14 protein-coding genes are annotated in these 16587 nt (G+C 71.7%); 5 read left to right on the top strand and 9 right to left on the bottom strand.

The genetic code is table 11. The features are described 5' to 3' along the window. Positions 1-94 precede the first annotated feature (94 nt). From helR to AB0C28_RS22250, 3 genes are all read right to left on the bottom strand, one after another. On the bottom strand, positions 95-2260 hold the full coding sequence (helR, locus tag AB0C28_RS22240) for an RNA polymerase recycling motor ATPase HelR (protein WP_358076846.1): 2166 nt from the start codon (positions 2258-2260) through the stop codon (positions 95-97). 171 nt (positions 2261-2431) lie between these two features. Continuing rightward, positions 2432-3418, bottom strand: a complete 987-nt coding sequence (locus tag AB0C28_RS22245) for a pyridoxal-phosphate dependent enzyme (protein WP_358076849.1) — start codon at positions 3416-3418, stop codon at positions 2432-2434. 107 nt (positions 3419-3525) lie between these two features. Continuing rightward, entirely contained in the window at positions 3526-4242 is a 717-nt protein-coding gene (locus AB0C28_RS22250) for a helix-turn-helix domain-containing protein (protein WP_357846023.1), read from the bottom strand. Positions 4243-4490: 248 nt separating this feature from the next. Here AB0C28_RS22250 and AB0C28_RS22255 point away from each other — a divergent pair, with 248 nt between their 5' ends. The 4 genes from AB0C28_RS22255 to AB0C28_RS22270 all read left to right on the top strand — a co-directional run bounded on the left by AB0C28_RS22255 (position 4491) and on the right by AB0C28_RS22270 (position 9364). Further along, positions 4491-5720 (top strand): serine hydrolase domain-containing protein, encoded by a 1230-nt coding sequence (locus AB0C28_RS22255; RefSeq protein WP_357846025.1) that lies wholly within the window; start codon positions 4491-4493, stop codon positions 5718-5720. Between the two features lie 65 nt (positions 5721-5785). Then, complete coding sequence (locus AB0C28_RS22260) at positions 5786-6196, top strand: hypothetical protein (protein ID WP_357846027.1); 411 nt, start codon at positions 5786-5788, stop codon at positions 6194-6196. A 241-nt stretch (positions 6197-6437) separates the two neighbouring features. Next, on the top strand, positions 6438-7100 hold the full coding sequence (locus AB0C28_RS22265; protein ID WP_357846028.1) for a TetR/AcrR family transcriptional regulator: 663 nt from the start codon (positions 6438-6440) through the stop codon (positions 7098-7100). Positions 7101-7360: 260 nt separating this feature from the next. After that, entirely contained in the window at positions 7361-9364 is a 2004-nt protein-coding gene (locus AB0C28_RS22270) for a helix-turn-helix domain-containing protein (protein ID WP_358076852.1), read from the top strand. Here AB0C28_RS22270 and AB0C28_RS22275 read toward each other — a convergent pair. Genes AB0C28_RS22275 through AB0C28_RS22295 form a run of 5 tightly spaced genes read right to left on the bottom strand, consistent with a single transcriptional unit; the run spans position 9276 to position 13993 of the window. Continuing rightward, the gene (locus AB0C28_RS22275) at positions 9276-10337 is read right to left on the bottom strand and encodes a branched-chain amino acid ABC transporter permease (protein WP_357846032.1); all 1062 of its coding nucleotides are present in this window, start codon (positions 10335-10337) and stop codon (positions 9276-9278) included. The genes AB0C28_RS22270 and AB0C28_RS22275 overlap by 89 nt on opposite strands. Next, complete coding sequence (locus AB0C28_RS22280) at positions 10334-11197, bottom strand: branched-chain amino acid ABC transporter permease (protein WP_358076855.1); 864 nt, start codon at positions 11195-11197, stop codon at positions 10334-10336. Before AB0C28_RS22280 ends, AB0C28_RS22275 begins: the two co-directional genes overlap by 4 nt. A 10-nt stretch (positions 11198-11207) precedes the next feature. After that, positions 11208-12449 carry an ABC transporter substrate-binding protein gene (locus AB0C28_RS22285; protein ID WP_346111109.1) on the bottom strand — a complete coding sequence of 414 codons (1242 nt, stop codon included), beginning with the start codon at positions 12447-12449 and terminating at the stop codon, positions 11208-11210. Positions 12450-12498: 49 nt separating this feature from the next. Next, positions 12499-13209 (bottom strand): ABC transporter ATP-binding protein, encoded by a 711-nt coding sequence (locus tag AB0C28_RS22290; RefSeq protein ID WP_357846037.1) that lies wholly within the window; start codon positions 13207-13209, stop codon positions 12499-12501. Next, positions 13196-13993, bottom strand: a complete 798-nt coding sequence (locus AB0C28_RS22295; RefSeq protein ID WP_358076858.1) for an ABC transporter ATP-binding protein — start codon at positions 13991-13993, stop codon at positions 13196-13198. Before AB0C28_RS22295 ends, AB0C28_RS22290 begins: the two co-directional genes overlap by 14 nt. A 301-nt stretch (positions 13994-14294) precedes the next feature. On the opposite strand from AB0C28_RS22295, the gene AB0C28_RS22300 reads away from it, so the two are divergent. After that, entirely contained in the window at positions 14295-15674 is a 1380-nt protein-coding gene (locus AB0C28_RS22300; protein WP_357846041.1) for a tannase/feruloyl esterase family alpha/beta hydrolase, read from the top strand. A 4-nt stretch (positions 15675-15678) separates the two neighbouring features. On the opposite strand, the gene AB0C28_RS22305 is transcribed toward AB0C28_RS22300, so the two are convergent. Continuing rightward, positions 15679-16563, bottom strand: a complete 885-nt coding sequence (locus AB0C28_RS22305) for a LysR family transcriptional regulator (RefSeq protein WP_357846043.1) — start codon at positions 16561-16563, stop codon at positions 15679-15681. Positions 16564-16587: the final 24 nt, after the last annotated feature.

The raw sequence follows: 16587 nt of genomic DNA on the forward strand, positions 1-16587 counted from the left end.
CGGCTGACCCGGCTCCGCCGATCGGCCGGTCGCCAGGCGCCCTGAGGTGCGGTCGCGCGGCCGGCCGGCCCCTCGCACCACCCGTGACCAGGCGTCACGAGCCGGTGAGGACGACGAGTTGCCGGGTCGCCCTGGTCATCGCGACATACCGGTCCACAGCGCCCTCGACGCCCCGGACGCCCCCGACGCCCTCGCCGAACCGCTCGGGATCGACGAGGACGACCAGGTCGAACTCCAGTCCCTTCGACAGCTCAGGGGTCAGTGACCGGACGCGGGGCGTCTCCTGGAACGTGGGATCGCCGATGACGCAGGCGGTCCCGTCGGCGTGCTCGGCGAGCCAGGCGTCGAGGATCGGGCCCAGCTCCGCGACGGATCCGTACCCGACGGGGACGCCGGCGGCGCGGATGGAGGTGGGCACGTTGGCGTCGGGCAGCACGGCCCTGATGACCGGCTCGGCCTCGGTCATGATCTCCTCGGGCGTGCGGTAGTTGATGCTGAGGCCGGCCAGGTCGATCCGGTCGAGCCCGATCCGCTCCAGCCGTTCCCGCCACGACTCCGTGAAGCCGTGCCTGGCCTGGGCCCGGTCCCCGACGATGGTGAAGCTCCTGGACGGGCAGCGCAGCAGCAACATCTGCCACTCCGCGTCGGTCAGCTCCTGGGCCTCGTCCACGACGACGTGCGCGAACGGCCCGGCGAGCAGGTCGGGCTCGGTGCCGGGCGGTGTGCCCTCCTCGATCAGGCTGTTCTGCAGATCCTCCCCGCGCAGCATGGTCACCAGGCCCTCGCCGTCGGGGTCGGCCTCGATCAGGGCGTCGACGACCTTGTTCATGCGCTCGCGTTCGGCGGCGACGGAAGCCTGGTGCCGGCGCCTGCGCCGGGACGCCTCCGGGTCGCCGAGCCGTTGCCGGGCCGCGTCCAGGAGTGGCAGGTCGGACACCGTCCAGGCCTGGGCGTCCTGGCGGCGCAGCCGCCTGACCTCGTCGGGGCTGAGCCAGGGGGCGCACATCCGCAGGTAGGCGGGCACCGACCACAGATCTCCGACGAGGTCCGCGGCTTCGATCAGCGGCCAGGCGCGGTTGAAGGCCGTGCGCAGTTCCCTGTTGCGCAGCAGCGACGTGCGCAGCAGGCCGTCCGGGGCCTCCTCCTCGTGCTTGTCGATCAGGATCGTGAGCAGTTCGGCCCAGATCTGCTCGCGCGCCTCGTTGTGCGGCGTTCCCGGCTCCGCCGCCTCGAACGCCTCGGCCCAGTCCTCGGGGCTCAGCCAGAGGTCGGACCAGGGGGTGGTGACCGTCATCCCCTCGGCCGGGGGGTTCTCGTAAAACCTGACGGCCGGTTCGATCGCCTTCACCATGCCGGCGGACGACTTCAGTCGCGCCACCTCCGGGTCGGTCTCGACCGTCGCCGTGGCACCCTCGGCGACGAGGTCGCGCAGGGTGCAGGTCTGTACGCCCTCCTCCCCGAGGCTGGGCAGGACGTCGGCCACGTAGGCCAGGTACGGCTGGTGCGGGCCGACGAACAGCACGCCGCCCCTGCGGTGGCCGAGGCGCGGATCGGAGTAGAGGAGGTAGGCGGAGCGGTGCAGGGCGACGACGGTCTTCCCGGTGCCGGGGCCGCCGTCCACGACGAGGGCGCCGCGCGATCCGGCGCGGATGATGGCGTCCTGGTCCGCCTGGATGGTGCCGAGCACGTCCCGCATCCGGGCCGAACGGCTGCCGCCCAGGCTGGCGATGAAGGCCGACTGGTCGTCGAGCGCGGCGTGCCCTTCGATCCCGTCGGGGGTGAACACCTCGTCCCAGTAGTCGCTGATCCGGCCGCGGGTCCAGCGGTACCTGCGGCGGCTGGTCAGGCCCATCGGGTTGGCGTGGGTGGCGCCGAAGAACGGTTCGGCGGCGGGTGAGCGCCAGTCGAGCAGCAGCCGGCGGCCCGCGCCGTCGGTCAGGCCGAGCCGGCCGATGTAGACGGGCTCGGAGTCGTCCGCACCGACCATGTGCCCGAGGCACAGGTCCAGGCCGAAGCGGCGCAGGGCGCGCAGGCGGGCGGTCAGCCGGTGCACCTCCAGGTCCCGGTCCATCGCCTGCCTGCCGAGCCCGCCGGGCGACTTCCGCTCGGCGTCGAGGCGGGCGGACAACTCGGCGATCGACGCTTCCAGACTCTCCGCGATGGCCGCGAACCGCTCCTCGTCCCGGGCGATCAGCGCCGGGTCCGCCTTGGGGGCGAGGCGGGCGGGAAGGTCGAACGCGCTGATGGTCAGATGGTTCACAGTCATTGACTCCCGTTTGCGCAGCTGTCAGCCTCGGCCGCCGATTCTGCGGCATGACCGGGGCCTTGTGGCAAGCCCCCCTGTGCGCTATACGTTGAAAGTGGAAGGGAGTGGTTTCTCCTCTTTTCCCGTTCCCGGTCCCTCAGCGCCGCCGCGCGTCAGGCGTGTGCGTCAGGCGTGTGCGGCCGGTTCCAAGACCCAGCGTGCGAAGTCGGCGGGCAGCACGTTGCTGCCGCACAGGATCGTGGTGACGCGCCGGCCGGCGAAGCGCTCCGGCTGCTCCAGCACAGCGGCGATCCCGAGCGCCGCCGACGGCTCGACGACGAGGCCCGCGTGCTCGTAGAGGGCGCGCAGGCCGGCCTTGATCGAGTCCTCCGCCACGAGCACCACGTCGTCCAGTACCACGAGCAGGTCGTCGAGCACCTCGGGGATCGGGCAGCGCCCGGCGACGCCGTCGGCGATCGTGTCGATGTGATCGGTCTCGACGACCGTGCCCCGCCGCCACGACAGCGCCATGGCGGGCGCGCCGGACGGCTGGATGCCGATCACCTCGGCCTGCGGGGCGAGCGAGCGGACGGCGTAGCCCACGCCGCCGGCCAGCGCCCCGCCGCCGAGGGCGACGAGCACGACGTCGAGCTCTGGATCGTCGCGGACGAGTTCGAGGCCGATCGTGGCGGCGCCTTCGCAGGTCGCCAGGTCCAGGCTGTCCTCGACCAGGTAGGCGCCGTCGGCCCGGGCCAGCTCGCGGGCCAGCAGCCGGGCGTCCTCGATGTCGGCGCCTTCGAGCCGGATCTCCGCGCCGAGTTCGGCGATCCGGCGAAGTTTGAGCGGGTTGGCGGTGGTCGCGGCCACGACGGTGACGTCGAGCTCCCGGCGCGCGCCGCTGTGGGCCAGCGCCTGGCCGAGGTTGCCCGCGCTCGCGCACACCATGCGGGACGCGCCCTCCCGCCGGGCCTGGGCCGCCACGGTCTCCGTACCGCGTCCCTTGAAGCTCCGTACCGGATTGAGCGTCTCGACCTTCAGCGTCAGTGCGCACCCGAGGGCCCGGCCGAGCGGCGGGCACGGCAGCGACGGCGTGTCGAGGAACACCGGATCGATTTCCTCCGCCGCCGCGCGGACCCGATCGAGCCGCATGCGAACGCGATCAAGGTCCCTCATGGTGACGGAGTATGCCACGCCCTCCGCGCCGCCCGCCACGCCCCCATCGCCGCTCGCCAGGCCCTCATCGCCGCCCGCCACACCCCTCGGCAACGGGTGCCACGCGCTCAGCGCCGCCGCTCCTCCAGGTTGCGCTGCCACTGCTCCATGGCCTGCCGGAGCGCCTCGCTGACGAGGAACAGCAGCTCGGCGGCGGTCTCGAAGCGGGCGCCCGCCGGGGTGGCGGGCCCGAGGATCTCGCCGCCCCGCCGCGACGCGGCCGTCAGCGCCTCGTTCATGTCCACGGACGCCTGGATGGAGCGCAGCCAGATGTCGTCGTCGGTGACATAGCGTTCGCGGCGCCCGCCGGGGGTCCGTTCGCGCCTGAGCATGCCCTGCTGTTCGAGGAAGGTGACGGCGTGGGAGACCGAGGCCGGGCTGATGCGCAGCCGCTGGACCAGGTCGGCGGCGGTGAGGCTGCCGGCGTCGGTGACGTAGAGGCAGGCGAGGACCCTGGCCGCCATCTTGGGCAGCCCCTGCCCGACGAGGAGGTCGGTGAAGGACTCGGTGAACTCCTGGACCGCCTGGGGGTCGCGGCCGTGGCCGCCGTCGGGGATCGCCGGCTGCTGCGGCTGGGCCTGCTTGCGCCTACGGGCGCGGTGCCGGGTGGCCTCCTGCGCGCGGTCCGCGCCGTAGTCGCCGGGGCCGCCGTTCCTGGTGACCTCGCGCATGATCGTCGAGGCGGGCCGGCCGAGGCGGCGGCCGATCTCCGCGTAGCCGAGCCCCTCCGCCAGCCATGTCGCGATGTGCCGGCGGTCCTGGCCGGTCAGTCTGCCTCCGGGCATCGGTGCTCGGCTCCTGTCTGCTCTGGTCGGCGTGCGCCGTTCCGTCGCACAGTATGCATTCAAGCGCACCTCATTGCAATCCTCGCTCGGATCCGTCATTGCGTTCACTTTCATCGTCATTGCAAAAGCAAGCCATTTCATGCTTTTCAACCGGTTATACAGCCCACTTTGCTTGTTGACGATTTATTGAACGCAATGTACCGTCAGGGTTGTTCAGAGATTCCCGAACGTCCGTGGGGAGATTCACGATGCGACACGACAACGGCGGCTTCTCCGTCAGCGGGCTGCGCAGGCTGCACGACGTGCTGGCCCGGCGGGTCGAGTCCGGCCGCATCCCCGGCCTGGTCGCCCTGGTCAGCCGCGGCGGCGAGACGCACGTCGAGGCACTGGGCACCATGCGCCACGACGGCGGCCCGCCGATGCGCCGCGACACGATCTTCCGGATGGCGTCCACGTCCAAGCCGGTCGCGATGGCCGCGGCGATGATCCTGCTCGACGAGTGCCGGGTGCGGCTGGACGACCCCGTGCAGCAGTGGCTGCCCGAGCTGGCCGACCGGAAGGTACTGAAGCGGGTCGACGGCCCGCTCGACGACACCGTCCCGGCCCGGCGGCCGATCACCGTACGCGACCTGCTGACCTCCACATTCGGGCTCGGCATGGACATGACGTCGCTGGGCACCCCGATCATGAACGCGGTCTTCGAGCAGGGGCTGACGCCCAACCTGCCGGAGCCGATGCCCGAGCCCGACGAGTGGATGCGCCGCCTCGGCTCGCTGCCGCTGATGTACCAGCCGGGCGAGCAGTGGCAGTACCACATCAGCAACGACCTGCTCGGCGTGCTGGTGGCCAGGGTCACCGGGCAGACGTTCGAGACGTTCCTGCGTGAGCGGGTCTTCGAGCCGCTGGGGATGAAGGACACCGGGTTCCACCTGGACGGCGACAAGATCGACCGGCTGCCGGTCCTCTACGCCCCCGACCCGCAGACGGGTGAGTTCCACGTGTGGGACGAGGCCGAGGGCGGGCGCCACAGCAAGCCGCCGGCGTTCCAGGGCGGCGGCGGGGGCCTGGTCTCCACCGTCGACGACTACCACGCCTACTTCCGCATGCTGCTGAACGGCGGCACGCACGAGGGCGAGCGGATCCTGTCGCGGCCGGCCGTCGAGCTGATGACCACCAACCGCCTCACCCCCGCCCAGCAGGCGGTCAGGAACGCCATGGCGACCGACAACGTGCACGTGTCCTTCGGCCAGGGGCAGCACGGCGGCTGGGGCTTCGGCATGGCGGTCCGCACCTACCGCGGCGACTACGCCTCGGTCGGCCAGTTCGGCTGGGACGGCGGCACCGGCACCACGGCCTACTCCGACCCGGCCAAGGGGCTCACCGGCATCCTGCTCACCCAGGTCGGCATGACCATCCCGGACCCGGCCCAGTTGGTCCACGACTTCTGGACCACCCTCTACCAGGCCATCGACGACTGACCAGCGCGCACCTCCGCCCGACCACCTCGAAGAACTCGAAGAACTCGAAGAAGGAGCACACCCTCATGACCATCACCCTCACCGACCAGGACAAGCTGACCCTGCGCACCGCCGCGTACGGTGCCGTCACGCTGCTGGCCGCCGCCGACACCGGGGGCAGCCCGCACAAGGTCGCCACCAAGGGCTCCATCGCCCTGTACTCCGCCACCGGCCCGATCGGCCACGTGCTGGCCGACAAGTCGACGGGCGTGGACCTGAACGGCAAGTCCGTGGCCGCCATCGCCGACCACGTGCTGCCCGCCCTGACCGCGGCGATGACCCTGCTCAAGCGGCAGGACCCGGCGGAGGCGGGCAACTTCCGCCAGACCGTCCTCGTCGCCGTCGAGGCGGCCACCCGCACCGACCAGGGCCGCCGGCCGAGCCCGACGGTCACCGACATGACCCGCAAGATCACCGAAGCCCTCGACGCCGCCTGACCGGCGCACCACCCGTCACATCCCCCTCTCTTTCCCCACGGCGGAGCACTCGGCAGTGCTCCGCCGTATCGTGTGCCAGGCATGTCACATATCGCCGGTGACTAAGCGCATAGTCAGCCCTAGAATGCGAGTTACCAAGACTCGCGGCGGGCCACACCCTCATCGTGGCCGGCATGTCCGATGGGCGGCGCGGGCGGCATCGAGACCACGCACTCGGGGTCGAAGGGGGCGAGGATCGAAGATGGCCCGACGGCAGGCCCGGTTCACCGCGCAGGATCTGGCGGACGACTCACGGCTGCGGGACCACTCTCCCGAGCTGTGGAGAGACGACCTGGGGGAGGTCCAGCGCCGGCTGCTGTCGTCGGCCGTGCGCTGCTTCGCCGCGAACGGCTTCCACGCCACGACCACGCGCGACATCGCCGAGTGCGTCGGGCTCAGCCCGGCCGCCCTCTACGTGCACTTCCCGTCCAAGGAACTGGTCCTGTACGAGATCGTCAAGGCCGGCCACGAACGCGTCCTGGCGCACGTCAGGGATCCGGCCATCACGAGCCTCGACGGTTCGGCCGAGAGGCTGCGCGCCATCGTCTCGGCGTACACCGTGTGGCACGCCCGCCACCACGTGACCGCCCGCGTCTGCCAGATCGAGCTGCACGGCCTGACGCCCGAGCACTACGGCGAGATCGTGGAGCTGCGCCACCAGACCAACGGCTACTTCAGGGGCGCGGTCGCGCGCGGGGTGGCCGACGGGGCGTTCGCGAAGGTCGACGTCACGCGGGTCACGCGGGCGATGTTGTCGCTGGCCATAGACCTCGTCCGGTGGTACCGGCTCGACGGCCCCGACTCGCCCGAGCAGCTCGGCGAGTTCTACGCCGACCTCTCGCTGAAGCTGCTCGCCCCGGGCTGACGCGCGGGCGGCGTTCGGCCGGGCTTGGCCTTCACCGGTTGACAAGCGACCGTTCACAGCCTGACTATGCGCTTAGTAACCTCGGCGGACTCCCGATCAGACCCCGGCCCGTGGTGCTCTGGAGGCCCCCTTGCATGCCTTGACGCAGGACCTGACCACCTTCTCACGCGGACGGCCCGCCGTTCCCCGCCCGCATGCGTGACCATGCCGTACCCGCGCCCCGACCAGCGCCGACCCACCGCACATGGACGGATGCACCGATGACCGTGCCATTGACCGTGCAGTCCCCCTTCGCTCCCCCCGCGCCCCTCGCCTCGTGCACCGTCTTCCTCGACCTGCTGGCCCGCGAGGCGGCGCCGGTCGAGTTCGAGGAGCCGGTGGTCGCGGCCCGGGCGGCGGGCGCGCCGCCCGAGACGCTGGCGCAACTGGAGGCCGCCAAGCTGGCGGCGCTGCGGGTGAGCACGGACATGCGGCGCCAGGCCGGCCGCGAGGCCGAGCTGACCGCGCTGTTCGACCTGGCGGGCGACCTGGCCGCGCTGCGCGACCTGGACGCGATCCTGGAGACGGTCGTACGCCGGTCCAGGCGGCTGCTCAACGCGGACGTCGCGTACGTGACGCTGAACGACGACGAGTCCGGCGAGACCCGCATGCGGATGACCGACGGGTCGATCTCGGCGGCCTTCCGGCGGCTGCGGGTCCCGTTCGGCGACGGGCTGGGCGGGCTGGTGGCGCAGACGGCGATGCCGTACAGCACCGATCACTACGCGGCGGACCCGCAGTTCCGGCACCGCGCCTTCATCGACGCGGCGGTGGCCGAGGAGGCGCTGGTGGCGATCCTGGGCGTGCCGATGCGGCTGGGCAGCCGGGTGGTCGGCGTGCTGTACGCGGCCAACCGCAGCCAGCGGCCGTTCGCCCCGGAGAAGGCGGTGCTGCTGGGCTCGCTGGCGGCGCACGCGGCGCTGGCGGTGGACAACGCGCGGCTGCTGGAGCACACCCGTACGGCACTGGAGGAATCGGACGCGGTCAACGCGAGGATCCGGGCGCGCTGCGCGGCGATCGAGCGGGCCGCGCAGGCGCACGACCGGATGACCGCCCTGGTCGTCAGGGGCGGCGACGCCGGCGACGTGGCCGCGGTGGTCACCGAGGTGCTGGGCGGGGCACTGCACGTCCTGGACGCCGACGGCCGCTGCCTGGCCGCGTCGGGTGAGCAGGTGCCGCTCGCCGAGGACGAGATCTCCGCCGCGATGGCCGTGGCCGGCTCCGTCCACACACGGGGTGGCACGACCAGGCACGGCGACCTGTGGGTCACCCCGATCGCGACCCCCGGCGAGGTGCTGGGCACGCTGGTGTTACGCACCGCGGCGGAGCTCGGCGACGCCGACCGGCGCATCCTGGAACGGGCCGCGCTGGTCACCGCGCTGCTGTTGCTGCTGCGGTGCAGCGCGGCCGAGGCGGAAGCACGGGTGCAGGGCGAGCTCCTGGACGACCTGCTGGACGGCCGCGTGGACGGCCAGACGGACAACAGGTCTACCGGTCGGCCGGACGGCAGCCTGGACGGCCGCGCGGACAGCCGGGTGGACGGATCCGCGGCGCTGGAGGCGCGGATGCGCCGGGCCGGTCTGGACGCGGACGCCTCGTACGTGATGCTCTCGGCCCGCTACGCCTCACCCAGGCATCGCGGCCGGGCCGCGTTCTGGGCGGCCGCGCACGCGGCGGCGGCGCACGGCCTGGCGGCGGCCCGCGGCGAGGAGGTCGTCCTGCTGCTGCCGGGCGACGCGCCGGGTGAGACCGCGCGCCGTGTCGCCAAGGAGCTGGGCGCGGCGCTGGCCGCGCCCGTGACGGTCGGCGCGGCCGGGCCGATCCGCGACCTCACCGGGGTCCCCGCCGCGCACCGGGAGGCACGGCGCTGCGCCGACACGCTGCTCGCCCTCGACCGGCTGGACGACGGCGCCGACGCCCGCGAGCTCGGCTTCGTCGGCCTGCTGATCGGCACCCAGCGCGACGCGCGCGGCTTCCTGGACTCGACGCTGGGCCCGGTGCTCGACTACGACGCCCGCCGCGGCACGTCCCTGGTGCGGACGCTGGAGACGTACTTCAGCAGCAGATGCGGCCTGTCCAGGACCGCCGAGCGGCTGCACGTGCACATCAACACCGTGCACCAGCGCCTGCACCGGGTCAGTCGCCTGCTGGGCGAGGACTGGCAGGAGCCGGAGCGTGCTCTGGAGATTCAGCTGGCTCTCCGGCTGCATCGGCTGCGGGGCTGACCGGCGGACCGGCCTCCCGTCGATCAGCTCGCCGGGAAACCAGTAGGTGCCGGGCCGTTCCCCAGATGCCCCGGCGGAACAGCAGCACGATCACGATGAAGATCGAGCCCGTGACGATGCCGATGCCCTCGAACCCGGCGGTGGCCAGGAAGTCCTGGAGCTGGACGACGATGGCGGCGCCGATGGCCCCGCCCCACAGCGTGCCGATGCCGCCGAGGATGACCATCATCACCACCTGTCCCGAGGTGGTCCAGTAGAGCCCGTCGAGCGAGGCGAAGCCGTGGCCGATGGCGAAGACGCCGCCGGCCGTCCCCGACAGCGCGGCGGACAGGACGAACGCCAGCAGCCGGTAGCGCTCGACGGGATAGCCGAGGGCACGTGCGCGGGCCGGGTTGTCACGGATCGACACCAGCACCCGCCCGAACGGCGAGCGCACGATCCGCCAGGCGGCGAACAGCCCGGCCAGCACGAACGGCAGCCCCGCGTAGTAGAAGAAGAACGGGTCGGACAGGTCGAGCCCGAGGAACTCGCGGGGGATGCCCTGCAGCCCGTTCTCGCCGCCGGTGACGTCACGCCACTGGTTGGCCACGAAGTAGATCATCTGGGCGAAGGCCAGGGTGACCATGGCGAAGTAGATGCCCGTCAGCCGTACCGACAGCAGGCCGATCGGCAGCGCCAGCAGCGCCGCGAACAGCGCGCCGCCGAGGATCGCCACCGGGAACGGCATCCCGCCGTGCAGCACGATCAGCCCCGTGCAGTACGCCGACCCGCCCCAGAACGCGGCGTGCCCGAACGACAGCAGTCCGGTGAAGCCCAGCAGCAGGTCCACGGCGGCGGCGAACAGCGCCCAGCAGGCGATGTCCAGCGCGACCGGCGGATAGATCAACCACGGCAGGACGAGGGCGGCCAGCAGCCCGAGCACCAGGAGCACGATCCCGCCCCGGCCCGAGCGGGCCAGCCTGGACAAGATCACCGGTACGCCTCCTCACGTCCGAACAGCCCGGCAGGTCGCCACAGCAGCACGGCGGCCATCAGGATGAACACCGTGATCTGCGACAGAGCGGGCACGTACAGGTTGCCCAGCGCCGACACCAGCCCCACGGCGAACCCGGCGGCGACCGAGCCGAACACCGAGCCCAGCCCGCCGATCACGACCACGGCGAAGACGGTGATGATCAGGTCGGCGCCCATCAGCGGGTTGACCGCGCGCATCGGCGCGGCCAGCACCCCGGCGAACGCGGCCAGCGCGACCCCGAAGCCGAACACCGGCGTCACCCAGCGGCCGACGTCGATGCCGAGCGCCCTGGTCAGCTCCGGCCGCTCGGTCGCGGCCCGCACGATCATCCCCACCCGGGTCCTGGTGAGCACCACCCACACGGCGACGCACATCAGGATCGACACTCCCAGCACGAACACCTGGTAGGCCGGGTAGGTGAACAGCCCCAGGTCGACCGTGCCGGCCAGCTCGGCCGGCCGGGGATAGGGTTGGGAGTTCACCCCGTACTCGCGCCGGACGAGGTCCTGGAGGATGAGCGCGAGCCCGAAGGTGAACAGGAAGTTGTAGAGCGGGTCGAGCGGCGTCAGCCGCCGGACGAACAGCCGCTCCAGCACGGCGCCGCCCACGCCCAGCAGCAGCGGCACCAGCACCAGTGACACCCAGAAGTTCAGGTCGAACGCGTCCAGCGCGATGAACGCCCCGAACGCGCCGAGCATGTAGAACGCGCCGTGCGCGAGGTTGACCACGCCGAGCATGCCGAAGATGACGGCCAGGCCGAGGGCGAGCAGGGCGTAGAACGACCCGCCCACCAGCCCGTTGAACGCTTGCTGGAGCACTCCTGCCGCCCTACAGCTTGCACGCCGGGTCGGGCTGCGGCTGGAACGCCTCAGCGGCCGGGATGGTGTTGAGCACCTTCTCGTAGTCGTACGGCTCCTTGACGTCGGCGGACCCCTTGACCTCCGCCAGGTAGGCGTCGTGCAGCAGCAGGTGGTCCTGGGCGCGGATGGTGCCGTTGCGGACGAACATGTCCTCGACCTTCTGGCCTTCCAGCGCCGCCACCACCTTGTCGGCGTTGTCGGTGCCGGCGCGCTGCACGGCCTCCAGGTACTGCAGGGCGGCCGAGTAGTTGGCGGCCATGTTGGCGGTCGGCCGCTTGCCCAGCTTGGTGTTGAACCTGTCGGCCCAGGCCCGGGTCTTGTCGTCGAAGTTCCAGGTCCACATGGTGGTGTAGCGGGTGCCGGCCAGGGAGTCGGGCCCGAGCGAGTGGATGTCGCTGAGCAGCAGCAGCCCGATCGCCAGTGTGACGCCCTTGTCGCGCAGCTTGTACTCGTTGTACTGCTTGACCAGGTTGACCAGGTCACCGCCGGCGTGCATGGTGCCGAGCACCTGCGGCTTGGGGTCGAGCCCCGGCGCCTTGAGCAGGAACGTGGAGAAGTTGTCGTTGGGGAACGGGGTCGGGTCCGACTCGACCACCGAGCCGCCGGCCCCCTGGATCGCCGTGCTGAACGTCTTGGTCATGTCCTGGCCGAACGCGTAGTCCGGATAGACGATGTACCAGCTCTTGGCGCCGGCCTTGGTCACCTCGGTGCCGGTGCCGTGGGCCAGCATGTAGCTGTTGTAGCCGTAGTGGAAGGTGTACTTGTTGCACGCCTTGCCCTCCAGCTCGGTGCTGGCGGCGCCGACGTCGATGAACACCTTCTTCTTGTTCTTGGCCACGGTGGCGACGGCGAGCGCGGCGGAGGAGGTGGGCACGTCGAGAATCACGTCCGCCTTCTGGCGGTCGTACAGCTCCTGTGCCTTGGAGTTGGCGATCTCGGGCTTGTTCTGGTGGTCCGCGCCGGTCACCTCGACCTTCTTGGCCACCGCCTTGTCGCCGTATTTGGCCTTGTAGTCCTCCACCGCCATCTTGACCGCCTCGATCGAGCTGCGGCCCGAGGTGTCGGCGTAGATGCCCGACTGGTCGTTGAGCACGGCCAGCGTCACCCCGCCGTCGCTGATCGCTCCCCCGCCGCCGCCCGGCCCGCCTCCGCATCCGGCCAGCAGCAGCGCGGCGGCGGCCAGTCCGCCGCTCCAGCCCGTGATTCTCATAACGGCATCTCCTCTGTTCCCGGGCGCTCGGCCGTTCTGTCGGCGGTCGTCAGATTCCGAGGTATTCGAGTAACTGGTGCTCGCGTTCGCGGACCTGGTCGCGATCCAGCGACTCGACGATCCGTCCTTCCGCGAGCAGGTAGTGCCGGTCGGCGACGGCGGCGGCGAAGTGCACGTTCTGCTCGACCAGCAGCACCGTCGTGCCCGCCGCCCTGACCTCGCGCAGGATCTCGCCGATGCGCTGGACGAACAGCGGCGACAGGCCCTCGGTCGGCTCGTCGCACAGCAGCAGCCGGGCGCCCGTGCGCAGCACCCGGGCGAGCACGAGCATCTGCTGCTCGCCGCCCGACAGCGTCGTCCCGGGCGAGCGGCGCCGCTCCCTCAGGTGCGGGAACGTCTCGTACACGCGCTCCAGCGACCACGGCTCGGGGCCGCCGCCCTTCACCACCGGCGCGAGCGTGAGGTTCTCCTCCACCGACAAAGTGGCGTAGATGCCGCGGTCGTCGGGGACGTAGCCGAGGCCGCGGCGGGCCCTGGCGTGCGGGGGCAGCCCGGTGACGTCGTCGCCGGACACGGAGATCGTGCCCGTGGTCCTGCCGTAGGCGCCGTGCAGGCCCATCAGGCAGCGCAGCAGGGTGGTCTTGCCGGCGCCGTTGCGGCCGACGAGGGTGACGATCTCGCCCTCGTCGACCCGCATCGACACCTCGCGCAGCGCCTGCGCCTCGCCGTACCAGGCGGACAGCCCGTCAACGCGCAACATCGGAGTCCCCCAGGTAGGCGGTGATGACGCGAGGGTCGTGGCGGATCTCGGCGTACGGGCCCTCGACCAGCACCTTGCCGTGCTGCAGCACGGTCACCCGGTCGGCGAGGCTGGCGACCACGTTCATGTTGTGCTCGACCATGACCACGGTGCGGCCCGTGCGGATCTCCTGGACGAGCTCGATGGTGCGGTCCACGTCCTCCGCGCCCATCCCGGCCGTCGGCTCGTCGAGCAGCAGCACCTTCGGGTCGAGCGCCAGGGCCAGGGCCAGTTCCAGGGCTCTTTTGCGGCCGTACGACAGCGAGCCCGCGGGGACGTCGCCGTGTCCGGCCAGCCCGACCCGGGCGAGCAACTCGGCGGCCGGGGCGGTGAAGCGGCCCAGCACGCGGTCGGAGCGCCAGAACCGCCAGCCGAGCCCGGTCGGCCCGGCCAGTGCCAGCTCCAGGTGCTGGAGCGGGGTCAGCTCGGCGAACAGGCTGGTGATCTGGAACGAGCGCGCCAGGCCCAGCCGGCTGATCGCCTCGGGGCTGCGCCCGACCAGCTCCCTGTGTCCGTCGATCACCACGCTGCCCGCGGTCGGCTTGAGGAAGCCGGTGAGCAGGTTGAACAGGGTGGTCTTGCCGGCGCCGTTGGGTCCCACCAGGGCGTGCACGCTGCCCTCGGCCACGTCCAGGTCGACGCCGTCCACGGCGCGGAAGCCGCGGAACTCCCTGACCAGTCCTCGCGCCCGCAGGACGGGGACGGATCCGGCATCGTGCGGGCCTGCCGCGGGACCTTCGCCCATGCACCCCTCCTCACGACTCACAAGGTGAGCTGGAACACCGTGAACGCTAGGTGGCGGCCCGGACGGCGGACCAGGTGAGGTGCCTCCACATTCGTACGGCCCGATGTGCGGTGGTACACACCCGTTTGACGCTCAGGCTTCCCCGTGCCGCCCGCCGCCGATCCGGCCGGCCCGCCGGCGGCGCGGCGGTGGAGGTCGTGTCCACAGGTAGCCGGGGAACAGTGGCGACCGCATACGTCGCCGCGCCCGTCGCCGTCGATCACCATGGCGTCCACCACGGCCTGACCGATGGGAGTCGCACATGTCCTTTCCGCTCCGCAGATCCACTCTCCTCCCGGCTCTGGTGGCCACGTTCCTGGCTCTCCCCCTGGCGCCGGTGGCCGCCGCCGCGCCGACCGACGCCCGCTGCGCCCGTATGGGCAAGCTCCACGTGCCGGGCGCGCGGCACCAGGTCGCCGCCTGCCTGGACGACCTGACCACCGCCGGCACGACCGCCTCGGGACACACCGATCCGGCCGACTGGACAGGGCTGCATTCGACGGGCACCCGCAACCCGAGCGGCGTGCCGGGGATCCAGATCGACGGCTACTTCGACGACACCTCCACCGGCAACCCCACCCACGGCTGGAACCACGACGCGCAGTTCGTCATCCGGCTGCCCGAGCGGTGGAACGGCGGGCTGGTCGTCGCCGGGGCGCCGGGCAACCGCCGCCAGTACGCCAACGACTTCACCATCTCCGACTGGGTGCTGGCCAAGGGCTACGCCTACGCCTCGACCGACAAGGGCAACGTCGACCTGGGCTTCTACCACGACGGGAAACGACCTGGCGACGCCATCGCCGAGTGGTACCGCCGGATGACCGAGGTGACCGTCGCGGCCCGGACGACCGTGGCCCGGCATTACGGGAAGAAGATTCGCAAAACGTACGCGATGGGCATCTCCAACGGCGGCCAGCTGGTGCGCTGGGCCCTGGAGAACCACCCCGAGCTGTACGACGGCGGCGTCGACTCGGAAGGCACCTTCTGGACGGCGGACGGCCGGCCGAACGCGCTCACCTACCTGCCGGTGGCGCTGCGCGAATACCCCAAGTACGCGGCGACCGGAGACCCTGAGGCGCACGCCGCGATGCTGCGGGCCGGCTTCGAGCCCGGCTCGGAGTTCCTGTGGGACTTCAACTACCGCATCCTGTGGGACGGCACCCAGCGCAAAGTCCGCGAGGAGCTCGACCCGGACTTCGACGGCGACCTCGACGCGGGCATCCCGTTCTGCCAGAGCGGCACGCCGAACTGCGACGCCGACTACGACTTCTACGCCCGTCCGCGGAGCGTGCACCAGGCGGTGCGGAAGGTTTCGCACACCGGCCGCATCGGCAAGCCGCTGATCACCGTGCAGGGGACGCTGGACACGCTGCTGCCGATCAAGGTGCACGGCGACGCGTACGCCAAGTCGGTGCGCGCGCAGGGCATGGCCGCCCGGCACCGCTACTACCGGATCGAGGGTGCCTCCCACCTCGACATCGAGTACGACATGTTCCCCGACCGGATGCGGCCGCTGCTCCCGTGCATGCGGACCGCGTTCGAGGCGCTGGAACGCTGGACGGCCGGACAGCAGCCGCCGCCCAGCGCCACCATCCCGCGCCAGACCTCGGGCGACGTGGCCAACACCTGCTCGATCAGCTGACCGATCAGCTGACCGTCAGCTCGCCGGCCCTGGCCCTGATGAGCCGCCTGACGATGAGGGCGGAGGGCGAGGGCCGGCTGTCCTGACGCTGCGTCAGGCACAGGTGGACGGGGTCGGCGTCCGACAACGGCAGCCAGACCACGTCGGCGATGTCGGCCGAGGTGTCGAACCTGGCCAGGATGCCGACCCCGGCGCCCTGGCCGACCATCACCTTCACGGTCCGCGCCGACATCGCCTGCACGACGACGTCGGGTGCGGCCACGTGGCGGTGCAGCGTCTCCCACATCACGGTGCCCGCCCGCATGGTGACGATCGGCCAGGTCTCCAGGTCGCGCCACTGGATCTGGTCGCGGCCCGCCAGCGGATGGTCCGTGCGCGCGTACGCGCCGACGGGCGCCGAGATGAGCGGGATGCGGCGCAGCCCGGGCGCGGGCGGGCTCGCCGGCATGGTGACCACCCCGAAGTCGAGCGCGCCGTCCAGCACCGCGGCCTCGATGGCGGCCGACGCCCCCTCGCGGACCGCGAACCGCAAACCGGGATGGAACTGCCGCAACCGGCCCACGACCGGCGCGATGATGGTCTCCACGGTCACGGTGACGCCGCCGATCTGCACCCGGCCCCGGTAGGTGCCGCTCGTCTCCATCGCCGACTCGCGCACCGCCTCCTCGGCTGCCACCAGCCGGCGCAGCGGCTCGATCAGCGCCTGCCCGGCCGGCGTCGGGCGCACGCCGTGGCGGCTGCGAGTGAGCAGCACGACGTCCAGCTCCTCCTCCAGCAGCGCGATCTGCTGGCCGAGCGCGGGCTGGCTCACGCCGCACCGGGCCGCCGCCGCGCGCAGCGACCCCGTCTCGACCGCGGCCAGGAAGTACCGGGCCCGTTCCACCCGCACGCGGCCCACCATAAAGGCAGAACC

The sequence above is a fragment of the Nonomuraea sp. NPDC048892 genome (genome assembly GCF_040649735.1).
GTDB lineage: Bacteria > Actinomycetota > Actinomycetes > Streptosporangiales > Streptosporangiaceae > Nonomuraea > Nonomuraea maheshkhaliensis.

Bases quoted from the DNA above. Each gene is read 5' to 3' on its own strand.
- AB0C28_RS22300 (WP_357846041.1), top strand. From the start codon at position 14,295: ATGTCCTTTCCGCTCCGCAGATCCACTCTCCTCCCGGCTCTGGTGGCC.
- AB0C28_RS22245 (WP_358076849.1), bottom strand. From the start codon at position 3,418: ATGAGGGACCTTGATCGCGTTCGCATGCGGCTCGATCGGGTCCGCGCG.
- AB0C28_RS22250 (WP_357846023.1), bottom strand. From the start codon at position 4,242: ATGCCCGGAGGCAGACTGACCGGCCAGGACCGCCGGCACATCGCGACA.
- AB0C28_RS22295 (WP_358076858.1), bottom strand. From the start codon at position 13,993: ATGGGCGAAGGTCCCGCGGCAGGCCCGCACGATGCCGGATCCGTCCCC.
- AB0C28_RS22290 (WP_357846037.1), bottom strand. From the start codon at position 13,209: ATGTTGCGCGTTGACGGGCTGTCCGCCTGGTACGGCGAGGCGCAGGCG.
- AB0C28_RS22255 (WP_357846025.1), top strand. From the start codon at position 4,491: ATGCGACACGACAACGGCGGCTTCTCCGTCAGCGGGCTGCGCAGGCTG.
- AB0C28_RS22260 (WP_357846027.1), top strand. From the start codon at position 5,786: ATGACCATCACCCTCACCGACCAGGACAAGCTGACCCTGCGCACCGCC.
- AB0C28_RS22270 (WP_358076852.1), top strand. From the start codon at position 7,361: ATGACCGTGCCATTGACCGTGCAGTCCCCCTTCGCTCCCCCCGCGCCC.
- AB0C28_RS22285 (WP_346111109.1), bottom strand. From the start codon at position 12,449: ATGAGAATCACGGGCTGGAGCGGCGGACTGGCCGCCGCCGCGCTGCTG.
- AB0C28_RS22265 (WP_357846028.1), top strand. From the start codon at position 6,438: ATGGCCCGACGGCAGGCCCGGTTCACCGCGCAGGATCTGGCGGACGAC.